The following is a 12,608-nucleotide window of genomic DNA, read 5'->3' as shown; positions in this document are numbered from 1 at the left end:
AATGATGTACCGGAACAAAGCCCGTTACCTGATCCTCTGATAGAGCAATTTTTGGATGCGATCTGGCTGGAAAAGGATCTGGCAGAGAATACACTTGCTTCTTATCGGCTGGATTTACAGTGTCTGAATAACTGGTTAGTTCAAGGGGGCTATGATTTACTTTCTGTTCAGTCTATTGAATTACAATCATTTTTGGCTGAGCGGGTAGATGGCGGTTATAAAGCCAGTAGTTCAGCGCGTTTGTTAAGTGCAATGCGCAGATTATTTCAGTATCTTTATCGTGAAAACATTCGGGCGGATGATCCTACTGTATTTTTATCTGCCCCTAAATTACCTAAGCGCTTGCCGAAAGATTTAAGCGAAAAACAGGTTGAAAATTTGCTGAATACGCCTTCGAGTGACCAACCGATAGAGTTACGGGATAAGGCAATGCTTGAAGTGCTTTATGCTTGTGGTTTACGGGTATCCGAATTAGTCGGGCTGACATTATCAGATGTGAGTTTGCGTCAGGGAGTTGTCAGAATAGTGGGGAAAGGGAACAAAGAAAGGTTAGTTCCTCTGGGGGAAGAAGCACTGTACTGGCTGGAACAATATCTTGAATATGGACGTCCGTGGCTGCTGAATGGCATAGTATCCGATGTATTTTTTCCCAGTAAACGTGGGACACAGATGACGCGCCAGACCTTCTGGCACCGGATCAAGCATTATGCAGTATTGGCTGGCATTGATTCGGAACGTTTATCTCCCCACGTTTTACGTCATGCTTTTGCAACACATTTAATTAATCATGGCGCTGACTTACGGGTTGTGCAGATGTTACTGGGTCACAGTGATCTCTCCACAACGCAAATTTATACTCATGTGGCAACTGAGCGTCTCAAAGTGCTGCACCAACAACATCATCCTCGCGGATAACTCATTTATAAATAGCGGCTCAACGGACGTTATTTGTGGAGAAATTGCGAAGCAGGATGAAAAAGGAACAAAAAATGAAAAAGATTGCGTTTTGTCTTTCCTTAATACTTACTGCTTTTACCGGTAATGCATTTGCTGATAATAGTATGATTAATCAGTCATTATCAAATATGGGCCTCAAAGCAGAAAGTATTAGCCCATCAGGGATTGCTGGTGTAAGTAGTGTTTTAACTCAGCATGGAACGATTTATCTATCCAACGATGGTCATTATATGTTTCAGGGCCCGCTTTACGACATCAGCAGCAAAATTCCAAAGCAAATTGTCAATAAATCACTGGTGGAAAAACTGGAAGCCCTGAAAGGTCAGATGATTATTTATAAAGCACCGAAAGAAAAATATGTCGTCACGGTGTTTACAGATATCACTTGTGGTTACTGCCGTAAGCTGCATGAAAATATGAAGGAATATAACGACGAAGGAATTACGGTCCGTTATCTGGCATTCCCGCGTCACGGTCTGGAACACCAGTCAGCTAAAGATATGCAATCAATCTGGTGCAGTGCGAAAGCTAACAAAGCACTGGATGCTGCTTTCAAAGGGGATAAAATTTCACCTATTGAGAGCTGTAAAAAGGATATCGCTAAGCATTACGAGCTGGGTTTACAGTTTGGCATCAATGGAACACCGGCAATTGTACTCAAAGACGGTACTCTGATTAGTGGTTTTTTACCGCCAAAAGATTTAGCTAAGGCATTGGCACAGCATGGTGAATAATCACTAGAGTATCTTGCTGTAAGCAAATAATACGCGGTGAATTAAACTCAGTAATCATTAAAATCCAGTGATGAATTAATCCAGTGAATAGAAAAACACAGCTCCGCCGCCGTCCAGCGGCGGATGATAGTCTCCTTCCTGATAGTATCCATCCACTATTACGCCGTCTTTATGTCACACGAGGCATACGTCAGGCTGATGAGTTAGAACGCGGTGCTAAAGGATTACTCAATTATCAGTCCCTCAGTGGTATAGACAGGGCTGTTTCTCTGCTTGTTGAAGCATTACAGCAACGTTGGCGCATTGTTATTGTTGGTGATTTTGATGCTGACGGCGCGACCAGTACCGCATTAAGCATTCGGGCATTACGTGCAATGGGGTATCGGGATCTGGATTACTTTGTGCCTAATCGCTTTGAAGATGGCTATGGCTTGAGTGTGCAGGTTGTAAACGATGTTGTGAAAAGAGGCGCAGATCTGATCATCACCGTGGATAATGGGATCTCTTCCCATGATGGTGTCATGGTTGCCCATCAGCACGGGCTTAAAGTGATCGTTACAGATCACCATTTGCCGGGAGAAACGTTGCCAACCGCAGATGCCATTGTTAACCCGAATCTGACGGATTGCTCCTTCCCTTCAAAAGCGCTGGCAGGTGTCGGTGTCGCTTTTTATCTGATGTCAGCTCTCAGGGCCGAATTACGTAAAATATCGTGGTTTGAACAACAGGGTATTCCTTTGCCCAATCTGGCGGAACTGCTTGATCTGGTTGCTCTGGGAACAGTAGCTGATGTTGTTCCGCTTGATACCAATAATCGCATTTTGGTGTATCAGGGATTGAATCGGATCCGTGCCGGGCGCTGTTGTGCCGGTATCCGGGCATTGCTGGAAATTTCTAAACGGGAAGCAGCAAAATTATCAGCCAGTGATTTGGGATTTTCCCTTGGGCCACGGTTAAATGCCGCAGGACGGCTGGATGATATGTCCGTTGGGGTCACGCTGTTATTAACTGACAATATGGCTCAGGCCCGGCAGATTGCCTGTGAACTGGATGGCCTGAACCAGACACGGTGCGAAATCGAGCAAGGAATGCAGCAGGAAGCCTTGCAAATTTGTGACCAGATTGAGCGCACTCATACCGAATTACCTTATGGGCTGGCTATTTATCATCCAGAGTGGCATCAGGGAGTAGTCGGCATTCTGGCATCTCGCATCAAAGAACGCTTTCATCGGCCAGTGATTGCTTTTGCTCCGGCGGGTGATGGCACACTGAAAGGTTCAGGCCGTTCAATCAATGGGCTGCATATGCGCGATGCTCTTGAGCGCCTTGATACTTTATATCCCGGATTAATGCTGAAATTTGGTGGTCATGCAATGGCTGCCGGATTATCGTTAGAGCAGGATAAATTTGAATTGTTTCAGCGCCATTTCTCTGCCTTGGTCGCTGAGTGGCTGGATATAGCACAGCTAGAAGGCGTTGTCTGGAGCGATGGTGAGCTGACGCTGGGAGAACTATCACTGGAGATCGCAGAGGTTCTTCGGGATGGTGGCCCTTGGGGGCAGGCATTTTCTGAGCCGGTATTTGACGGAAAATTCAGGCTGTTGCAACAGCGGATTGTGGGTGAAAAGCATCTGAAAGTCATGATTGAGCCATTAAACGGAGGGCCAATGCTGGATGGTATTGCTTTTAACATTGACACCAAGTACTGGCCTGATAATAGCGTCAAAACGGTTGAATTGGCTTATAAACTGGATATTAATGAGTTTCGTGGTAATCGTGATGTTCAGCTTTTGATCCAGCACATCTGGCCCTGTTAAATAAGCCAGAGTGATTGCTCGGATTACATCGCCGAAATGATAAGACAAAACCTGAATCCATTGCCACATAATCAGGTTTGATTATGTGGCAAATCAATTGAAATGCTATAAACCCTGTGTCAGATCCGTTACAATGCACGGTTCGACAATCTCTATGGTCATCTTTCTATAAAAACCATCGTTTTTATAAACCACAACGTATAAGACACGAAATATGTTTGAAATTAATCCGGTAAAAAACCAGATTCAGAACCTGTCTGAGCGGACAGCAGTTCTGAGGGGGTATCTTTGACTATGATGCCAAGAAAGAACGTTTAGAAGAAGTTAATGCTGAATTAGAGCAGCCTGATGTCTGGAATGAGCCGGAGCGGGCACAGGCGTTAGGCAAAGAACGTTCATCATTGGAAGGCATCGTTGAAACGATTGATCAGCTTGAACAGGGACTGGAAGATGTGAGCGGCTTGCTGGAGCTGGCCGTTGAAGCTGATGATGAAGAGACTTTCAATGAAGCAATAGCTGAATTGGAACAACTGGAAGAAAAACTGGGTCAGCTTGAATTCCGCCGTATGTTCTCAGGCGAGTATGACAACGCGAACTGTTATCTGGATCTACAGGCTGGCTCTGGTGGTACAGAAGCACAGGACTGGGCTAGCATGCTGATGCGTATGTATCTGCGCTGGGCCGATTCCAAGGGTTTCAAGACTGAAATTATCGAAGAATCTGATGGTGATGTAGCCGGTTTGAAATCCGCTACCATCAAAATCATCGGTGAGTATGCTTACGGCTGGCTGCGTACTGAAACAGGTGTACATCGCTTGGTACGTAAAAGCCCGTTTGATTCCGGCGGTCGTCGCCATACATCATTCAGCTCTGCCTTTATTTACCCTGAAGTTGATGATGACATTGATATTGAAATTAATCCTGCTGATTTGCGTATTGATGTATATCGTGCTTCTGGTGCTGGTGGTCAGCATGTCAACAAAACCGAATCTGCGGTGCGCATTACCCACGAACCGACAGGCATTGTCACTCAGTGTCAGAATGATCGTTCTCAGCATAAAAACAAAGATCAGGCGATGAAACAGTTGAAAGCCAAACTGTATGAGCTGGAAATGCAAAAGAAAAATGCTGATAAACAGGTAATGGAAGAGAACAAATCGGATATCGGCTGGGGTAGCCAAATCCGCTCTTACGTTTTAGATGATTCCCGCATTAAAGACCTGCGTACAGGTGTTGAAACCCGTAATACGCAATCGGTGCTGGATGGTGATTTGGACAAATTCATTGAAGCAAGCTTAAAAGCTGGCCTATGAGGAACTAAAATGTCGCAACAACAGCAGGGGGCTGAGCAGGCTCCTGACTTAAATAACGAACTGAAAACACGCCGTGAGAAACTGGTTACACTGCGTAGTAACGGTATCGCATTCCCGAATGATTTTCGTCGTGAAAATATTTCTGAAGATCTGCATGCAAAATACGATGATAAGACGCAGGAAGAGCTGGAAGCACTGAATGTTGAAGTCACTGTTGCTGGTCGTATGATGACCCGCCGTATCATGGGCAAGGCCTCTTTTGCGACCTTGCAGGATATGGGCGGTCGTATTCAGATCTACGTTTCTCGTGATGATCTGCCGGAAGGCATCTATAACGAGCAGTTCAAAAAATGGGATTTGGGTGACATTTTAGGCGCACGCGGTAAGTTGTTTAAAACCAAAACGGGTGAGCTTTCTATCCACTGTAGTGAGTTGCGTCTGCTGACTAAGGCATTGCGTCCATTGCCGGATAAATTCCACGGCCTAGCGGATCAGGAAACGCGTTATCGTCAGCGTTATCTGGATCTGATCTCCAATGATGAATCGCGCAAGACATTCCAGATCCGTTCCCGCGTTATGGCTGCACTGCGTAATTTCATGGTCAGTAAAGACTTCATGGAAGTCGAAACGCCAATGATGCAGGCTATCCCGGGTGGGGCGAGTGCACGTCCATTCACTACTCACCACAATGCGCTGGATATCGACATGTATCTGCGTATTGCACCAGAGCTTTATCTGAAACGCCTGGTGGTTGGTGGTTTTGAACGCGTGTTTGAAATCAACCGCAACTTCCGTAACGAAGGTATTTCTCCACGTCATAACCCAGAGTTCACCATGATGGAACTCTACATGGCTTATGCGGATTATCAGGATCTGATCGTTCTGACTGAAGAACTGTTCCGTACCTTGACTCAGGATGTACTGGGAACGACTTTGGTCAAATACGGCGAACAAGAGTTCGATTTTGGCAAACCTTTCGTCAAAATGACCATGAAAGAAGCAATCTGCAAATATCGCCCGGAAACCAACATGGCAGATCTGGATGATATGGATAAAGCAGTGGTTATCGCTGAATCTATTGGTATTGAAGTTGATAAAAGCTGGGGATTGGGTCGTATTCAGTGCGAAATTTTTGAAGAGACCGCAGAAAGCCACTTAATCCAGCCAACATTCATTACTGAATATCCGGCAGAAGTTTCTCCGTTGGCACGTCGTAATGATGATAATCCATTCATTACTGATCGTTTTGAATTCTTCATTGGCGGACGTGAAATTGGTAACGGTTTCTCCGAGCTGAACGATGCAGAAGATCAGGCTGAACGTTTTGCTGAGCAGGTTCGTCAGAAAGACGAAGGTGACGACGAAGCGATGTTCTACGATGATGACTACGTCACTGCATTGGAACACGGCATGCCACCAACAGCAGGTCTGGGCATCGGTATCGATCGTATGGTGATGCTGTTCACTGACAGCCATACCATCCGTGACGTGATCCTGTTCCCGGCTATGCGTCCGAATAAATAATCATTTTTGATTAAAACCTATAATACGCCCTGCACATATAACTGAGTAGGGCGTATTTTTATCCAATAAGATAAATTGATGTAGTTGAATGAAAAATTGAACCGCCTTTAATTGATAAGCAGTTGCTGATATTCGGTAAGAGGTATATATTTGGCTGCGTCATATCGCTAATGCGGGTGTAGCTCAATGGTAGAGCAGAGGCTTCCCAAGCCTACGACGAGGGTTCGATTCCCTTCACTCGCTCCAAGTTAACATCTCTCACCGTCTGTAAAAGTCTACTAACCCCAGTAAAATCAAGCGTTACACACTGATATGACTCTCGCTTAGTCTAGTGTCGTCTTCCTAAATCTAAATCTATACGAAATTGTGTATAGTAATATGTATAGGATATTCTCATTTCTACGGAGCTATACACAATGCCACTGACTGATATTGAAATACGGCGCTCTAAGCCGAAAGAAAAGCCCTATACATTGAATGACGGAAATGGATTATCGATACTTATAGAACCAAATGGAGCAAAAGGTTGGCGTTTTCGTTATCGGTTTGGTGGAAAACCCAAAATGATCTCTTTTGGTATATATCCGATAGTGTCTCTCGCTGAAGCCAGAACAAAACGCGATGAGGCACGAAAATTAGTTGCTGGCGGTATTAATCCCAGCGATGTACGAAAATCAGAGAAAATATCAGCGGCTAATTTGATAGAAAACACCTTTGAAAATATAACGCGTGAATGGTACGAAAAACGAAAAGACCGATGATCAGCTTCTTATTTAGTAGAAATGATGGAAACATTTGAAAAAGATGTTTTCCCCTACATAGGTAACAGACCTATTGCTGAAATTAAGCCAATGGAACTTATGGCTGTTTTATCTCTATTGAATGATCGGGGAGCGACTGAAAAACTTAGAAAAGTTCGTCAACGCTGTGGAGAAGTATGGCGCTATGCAATAGTCACAGGGCGAGCTGAATATAATCCTGCACCTGATTTAGTCTCAGCTTTTGTTCCACACAAAAAAGAACATTATCCATTTTTACTTGTTGATGAATTGCCACAGTTCTACAAAGTATTAAATACTTATACAGGTAGTTTCATTGTAAAGATGGGAATGCGATTACAAATTATAACAGGCGTGCACCCCGGTGAATTACGCAAGGCTGAATGGTCAGAGATTGATTTTCATAAAGCTCAATGGGAAATATCTGCTGAAAAAATGAAAATGCGTCGTCCTCATATTGTCCCATTATCAACTCAGGCGATTGATATTTTAGAACAGCTAAAACCAATTACAGGCCAAGGAACATATGTTTTTCCGGGTAGGATAAAACAATCCCAGCCAATGAGTGAAATGGCATTAAATGTATTAATCAGACGCATTGGTTATATGGGGCGAGCAACGGGACATGGTTTCCACCATACCATGAGCACAATTTTACATGAACAAGGATACCCGTCTGAGTGGATTGAAACACAACTTGCTCACGTTGATAAGAACAGCATTCGAGGCACATATAACCATGCTCAATATCTGGATGGTCGCAGGGAGATGCTTCAATGGTACGCCGACTATATGGAAGCATTAGAACGAGGTGAAAATGTGATACATGGCAAATTTGGTAAACGTGCGTAACTGGATAAATAGACAGGATAAATCGACTTTAGTAGACTATCCAAGATGTTAAAGAATAAAGCTATGCCTAGGCTGATCACCGAAAACCCGTACACCTCTACGAACTGGCATAGCTCCTGCTAATAGAGGGCGTGAGGTGACGTGTGGATATTAAATCGGTTGATTTTGATTTAATTTATTATCATACAAGGGAAATTCTTCGGTTTTACCGGGATATAAGATTGTGCATGTTAGCTTCTCGCACAGTAAGCAGCGATTCCATTGATGATAAAATGGAATCAGCAAAAAAATGTGAGAAGATTTTAGAAAAGTTTGCATTTGATATGAAAATTAATGAATCAAATAAGATTATTAATGATTTCATATCCACAATATCTATTAATAGAGCACTTGAATTGCTTGGCGTAGAATATAACTCCAATGTAAATTTTTACGAGTATAGTCTTTCTTTTTTATCCAATGAACTATCTAAAAAGAGATATTTTGATAGCTACGAATTTAAGCAAATTAATGATATAAGATTATTATGTTTAATAGTGCTGCGTTTCGCTGCATCCTTGGCAGGATTTGATTTAACTGGTTATCTTGGAAGGAAAATAGCTTTTTTAGAAGAATATAAAGAAAAACTTGAAGAAGTATTAAAACTAAATACACATTGGATTTTATCCTCAGATACTGATGAGGATTATCATAACATTATCAATGGAAGCAGTAACTTAAATCCTATTGTCATAGAATCCAAAATAAACACACTTAAAAATGAATTAATAACCAAAAGAGATGATGAAACAAAAAGAGAAAGAATCCTTCTTTCTGAAATTGCAAAATCTCTATTGCTCTATAAAAAAATAACATTGCAAGGGTATTAACACTAATGTCAGCATCACCCATTTTAAATAATTATATTGACCAAGAACAATATCTAGAATTGTAAAAAAGACAAAGGAGAGTAAGGAGAAAGAGGATAACTCTTTAATTTATTACAACGAAATTATAAATGTGAATAAAAATAAAATAAAAGAGTTAGAGATATCACAGCGTTACTTTACACGCACCTATAAGAGAGGAGGGCAATATGTAAACCCGCTTTCTAGTAGAAGAAACTTATTGATACATAAATTTAAGTATGAGCTGGAAAACTTATAAAGGACAAAAACAGGAAGAAAATAACCTACTTTTGTCATGGCTCTATACTTTCTTATGGGACGAGTTATTAACATGACATATTAATGAATATATTCAAATTAATGTGTCATTCCTTGTTCAAGCAAATTAGCATAGCATGTCCTGAAATCAAACAACGTCCACCATAATATCTTAAGGGCTAGATAACAGGAGGGCTACATGCCAGCAATCACAATACCTAAAGAAAACCTTATCCGTCTACCCGAAGTTCAGCGCAGAACGGGCTACGGTAAAGCGTGGATCTACAGACTCATTGCAGATAATAAATTTCCTAAGCAAGTCAAGATTGGCACTCGCTCAGTCGCTTTTATTGAATCAGAAATAGATGACTGGATATCACAACGTATTGCTGAATCTCGTGGCGAGGTGATGTGATGAAATGCTCTATATTCCAACCCACAATAGACAATACAAATAACCCCTATAGCCGAAAATCAAATTAATTAAGACAGGGTAAAACGATGACATCTAAAAATATGGCCTTAAATGGTCAGGAACTCGCTCACACTGAAAACAGCCAGAATGATATTTTAAATATCCGCAAAGCAGTTATTTCCGGTGACTGGTCATCGATTAACAAGGGTATTTGCACACTGACTGATCTAGGGCTGCGTCATAACGGTCAGGGGTTGGTTTGGCTTAATTCAGGTGTATCAGTTCACGATGCAAAGAGTGATACCGGGCTGACAGGCAAGGATAAGCAATCCTTTGAATATCATTCAGAGGTACGCACAATTAATCATTTGAATAGTGGTAACTATTATGGATTTGTCCAGCTAAAAGACATTGATAGCTACGCCCTGAACATCATCACTTCAATCAGTTCTGAATATCACACGCGTAAAAATGGCACAGCTTTAGCGACGTTCGCGTTACTGATTGACCAGGCACAGCGGAAAAAAGCCGTGGATAACTGGGTTTTATACCGCAATCCGAACCAGCCAGATAAATACACCATTCTCAATAAGCAACATCATCATGAACTGGCAAAGTGCTATCAGGCGAAAGGCTGGAAGCGTGAACCGCTGGAGTATCTGAGCAGATTAATCCGCAATGATGCCGAATTCAGCAAACTTATGCGCCGTTTGGGTTATGTCAAAGTTCGTACCCGTCAGATTACAGGAAAAATAAATGATGTCTGGATTTATCGACACAATGAAAGAAGCATCAAAGAGGTGCGCACAAAAGAAAAGCTTAAAAACAATAAGTTAACTCCATTTGTCCAGTATGCAAAACGACCAATCAAAACCTTCGAACGCATTGCTGTAGACGGTCAGTGGCTCTACGTCTATGCCGATCACATTCGCTTTCTGACAAAGAAACGCCACCGTGTTGAGGGTGTTCGGGTTCAGGGGTACACGGCAAAAGGAATAGAGCTGCGAGAGGTAGTGTGATGGTCATCATGTCTGGTGACTCCTTGAGGTTAAGGAGTCCTCAATCTCAGAACCACATATCTTTAAGAGATGTAGTTAGAAATCAATCATTGTTTTTGAACCGAGTGAATATCGGTAACTCCGATAGTGGAGCACAAAAAGAAAAGGATAGCACGGCGAATACTACCCTTTGGGATGATGGCTCTTTCCATCATGAGATAAATCAATTAGTTGGTTATTGCTCAGATGATGCTTTGGCTTTGCGCTGCTGGAGTTCTTCCTGCGCAACACTAATGAGTAATCTTATCTCTTCATTGGCTTTTGTACCGATTTCTTCGATACGAGCAAGCGCATCAAGGGATGAGAGTAGTGGGTCTTTACAGTTGCCCTCACTTTGGCGGCGAGCTATTTCTCCACGCATCGCAGTAATAATGAACCCAGCATTGCTTTCATTATCTTGTTTTGCTGCTTCCATTCCCTCCATTACATCATGCGGTACACGAACAGTAGTTAATTGTGACTTTGCATTTTTGTTTGGTGTTGGCATTAATGAAACTCCTTACGGTTGGTGTGTTTCATTATACACAAAAAAAGAAATACAAAAAGCCTTAACGTGTGTTTCTTATAAGTATAATTCGAAACACACCTTGAGAGCTCAAGGTATACAAACAGCGAAGCCCAGTAGTGCGCGAACACTAACTGGGCCTCTAACCAAAAACGTAAAGGAGACTTACGCTATGGATACACCACAGCATAACCAAACTCGCCTTAAATTTACATTCCTAATTGCATCAGGCACTCAGCGACTGGTGGATATTCATCCGGTGTGCCTTATCACGGTACTGGCAGACAGTGAAGGTGAAGCCCGTCTATTGGCAGGTATTCCCTCTCTGATAACCATTTGGTACGTACTAATTTCGACGCCATGAGCACCGAAGAACTCAAAGATCTGCGTAAAAACTCCGAAGGGGCATTGAGCAGCGTGATGGCGGCAATGTCGGCAATGGGGGAGATGGCGTTCTGGTCAGTTGATAATGAAAGCTATGACAATCGTCAGGCAAGGGAAGATTTACGCCGTATCGGTGAGGCATTGATGTATTTGCCGAGGATCGCCGAAGCGCTGAACGACACAGAACAAAATGCTCAGTTTGAACTCCATCACCGCGAGGGATTCCCGAAATGGTAAGTCATATTGATATTCGTTCGGTGAAAGCGGTAGCGCAAAATCAGTGGCAAGGTTTGCTGTCTGCCTGTGGTGTGGACGTTCCTGCAAAGGGTAAGCATGGTGCTTGCCCTATCTGTGGCGGGAATGATCGCTTTCACTTTATAGACGACCACGGGGACGGTAATTGGCATTGTCGCCAGTGTGAACACCCGAACCACGGAGACGGTTTTGATTTACTCTCGAAAGCTAAAGGTATCACGGTAATCGAAGCGGCTAAGGTGGTTTCTGAGGCTTTATTACTGCCATTGCCTGAACCCCAACCTGCCAGAAAGGAGGCGCCAAAATCAGAGGCTCCTCCGATAGCTGAAAAAGTGAACAAGCTGGTGGCTCAGGCTACTACCGGACAATCTGATTATCTGGCCAAAAAGGGGCTGCCATGCCCCGATCAGAAGCTACTGAACGACGGTTCGTTGTTACTGGTCACTCAGATACTGGACAACACGATCACCGGTGCTCAAATCATCAAGCCGAAGGGTGAAAAACGTCTTGTCTCTGGTACGCAGAAAAAGGGGAGTTTTATCCCCTTATCACCTGTAATCGGAACACCAGACACGATCATCATTACGGAGGGCTATGCAACCGCTTTAACGGTCAGTCAGTTACATGATGGTGTGGTACTGGCGGCGATTGATGAAGGCAATTTACCGACGGTGGCTAAACAAGCAAGGCTGACTGGGACGATTATCGCCAGCAGCACGGTATTGAGTCAGCAAAGCAGGCATTCAGTAAAGGGTTGTATCAGGTGGAAGCGAATATGTCAGTACCAAAATCAGTCGTCATTAATCTGGACGAACACCGGGCAAAAGAGCGTGATCCGTTAATACCGTTCACTCAAGCCCGAAAAGAGGG

The 12,608-nt window shown here is 43.1% G+C and carries 11 protein-coding genes, 1 tRNA gene and 2 pseudogenes; 13 read left to right on the top strand and 1 reads right to left on the bottom strand.

The annotated features are described in order from the left end of the window. Positions 1-36: 36 nt before the first annotated feature. The 10 genes and pseudogenes from xerD to Xsto_RS12630 all read left to right on the top strand — a co-directional run bounded on the left by xerD (position 37) and on the right by Xsto_RS12630 (position 10,555). Positions 37-915: a site-specific tyrosine recombinase XerD gene (gene xerD, locus Xsto_RS12675; protein ID WP_169926647.1), complete on the top strand. Its 879-nt coding sequence runs from the start codon at positions 37-39 to the stop codon at positions 913-915. A 74-nt stretch (positions 916-989) separates the two neighbouring features. Beyond that, complete coding sequence (dsbC, locus tag Xsto_RS12670) at positions 990-1,691, top strand: bifunctional protein-disulfide isomerase/oxidoreductase DsbC (RefSeq protein ID WP_099111377.1); 702 nt, start codon at positions 990-992, stop codon at positions 1,689-1,691. Positions 1,692-1,774: 83 nt separating this feature from the next. Beyond that, positions 1,775-3,508: a single-stranded-DNA-specific exonuclease RecJ gene (gene recJ, locus Xsto_RS12665; RefSeq protein WP_099125281.1), complete on the top strand. Its 1,734-nt coding sequence runs from the start codon at positions 1,775-1,777 to the stop codon at positions 3,506-3,508. A 214-nt stretch (positions 3,509-3,722) separates the two neighbouring features. After that, a protein-coding gene (prfB, locus tag Xsto_RS12660; RefSeq protein ID WP_099111375.1) for a peptide chain release factor 2 occupies positions 3,723-4,821 on the top strand; the annotation gives its coding sequence in 2 pieces (ribosomal slippage) (positions 3,723-3,797 and positions 3,799-4,821; 1,098 coding nt in all). 9 nt (positions 4,822-4,830) lie between these two features. Next, positions 4,831-6,345 (top strand): lysine--tRNA ligase, encoded by a 1,515-nt coding sequence (lysS, locus tag Xsto_RS12655; RefSeq protein ID WP_099111374.1) that lies wholly within the window; start codon positions 4,831-4,833, stop codon positions 6,343-6,345. Between the two features lie 172 nt (positions 6,346-6,517). Further along, a tRNA-Gly gene (locus Xsto_RS12650) sits at positions 6,518-6,591 on the top strand. 170 nt (positions 6,592-6,761) lie between these two features. Then, positions 6,762-7,976: pseudogene (locus tag Xsto_RS12645) on the top strand (tyrosine-type recombinase/integrase). Between the two features lie 143 nt (positions 7,977-8,119). Continuing rightward, positions 8,120-8,845 (top strand): hypothetical protein, encoded by a 726-nt coding sequence (locus Xsto_RS12640; protein WP_141554508.1) that lies wholly within the window; start codon positions 8,120-8,122, stop codon positions 8,843-8,845. 475 nt (positions 8,846-9,320) lie between these two features. Continuing rightward, the gene (locus Xsto_RS12635) at positions 9,321-9,536 is read left to right on the top strand and encodes a helix-turn-helix transcriptional regulator (protein WP_099125279.1); all 216 of its coding nucleotides are present in this window, start codon (positions 9,321-9,323) and stop codon (positions 9,534-9,536) included. A gap of 86 nt (positions 9,537-9,622) precedes the next feature. Then, positions 9,623-10,555, top strand: coding sequence for a hypothetical protein (locus Xsto_RS12630; RefSeq protein WP_099125278.1), 933 nt, complete (start codon positions 9,623-9,625; stop codon positions 10,553-10,555). Between the two features lie 214 nt (positions 10,556-10,769). Here the strand turns inward: Xsto_RS12630 and Xsto_RS21445 are convergent, their stop codons facing one another. After that, positions 10,770-11,081: a YlcI/YnfO family protein gene (locus Xsto_RS21445; protein ID WP_169926646.1), complete on the bottom strand. Its 312-nt coding sequence runs from the start codon at positions 11,079-11,081 to the stop codon at positions 10,770-10,772. Positions 11,082-11,271: 190 nt separating this feature from the next. Between Xsto_RS21445 and Xsto_RS21440 the strand changes: the two genes are divergently transcribed. The 3 genes and pseudogenes from Xsto_RS21440 to Xsto_RS12615 form a co-directional block, all read left to right on the top strand. Beyond that, positions 11,272-11,463: a hypothetical protein gene (locus Xsto_RS21440; RefSeq protein WP_169926645.1), complete on the top strand. Its 192-nt coding sequence runs from the start codon at positions 11,272-11,274 to the stop codon at positions 11,461-11,463. 56 nt (positions 11,464-11,519) lie between these two features. Continuing rightward, a complete protein-coding gene (locus tag Xsto_RS12620) occupies positions 11,520-11,720 on the top strand; it encodes a hypothetical protein (RefSeq protein ID WP_244590395.1) in 201 nt (66 codons plus the stop codon). Then, positions 11,714-12,608, top strand: a pseudogene (locus Xsto_RS12615) (primase-helicase zinc-binding domain-containing protein); the annotation flags it as partial. The gene Xsto_RS12620 and the pseudogene Xsto_RS12615, both read left to right, overlap by 7 nt.

Origin of the sequence: Xenorhabdus stockiae (genome assembly GCF_002632825.1) — a bacterium.
GTDB lineage: Bacteria > Pseudomonadota > Gammaproteobacteria > Enterobacterales > Enterobacteriaceae > Xenorhabdus > Xenorhabdus stockiae.
This window is presented reverse-complemented; position numbering and strand designations above follow the sequence as displayed.

Bases quoted from the DNA above. Each gene is read 5' to 3' on its own strand.
- dsbC (WP_099111377.1), top strand. From the start codon at position 990: ATGAAAAAGATTGCGTTTTGTCTTTCCTTAATACTTACTGCTTTTACC.
- lysS (WP_099111374.1), top strand. From the start codon at position 4,831: ATGTCGCAACAACAGCAGGGGGCTGAGCAGGCTCCTGACTTAAATAAC.
- Xsto_RS12635 (WP_099125279.1), top strand. From the start codon at position 9,321: ATGCCAGCAATCACAATACCTAAAGAAAACCTTATCCGTCTACCCGAA.
- Xsto_RS12630 (WP_099125278.1), top strand. From the start codon at position 9,623: ATGACATCTAAAAATATGGCCTTAAATGGTCAGGAACTCGCTCACACT.
- Xsto_RS21445 (WP_169926646.1), bottom strand. From the start codon at position 11,081: ATGCCAACACCAAACAAAAATGCAAAGTCACAATTAACTACTGTTCGT.
- Xsto_RS21440 (WP_169926645.1), top strand. From the start codon at position 11,272: ATGGATACACCACAGCATAACCAAACTCGCCTTAAATTTACATTCCTA.
- Xsto_RS12620 (WP_244590395.1), top strand. From the start codon at position 11,520: ATGGCGGCAATGTCGGCAATGGGGGAGATGGCGTTCTGGTCAGTTGAT.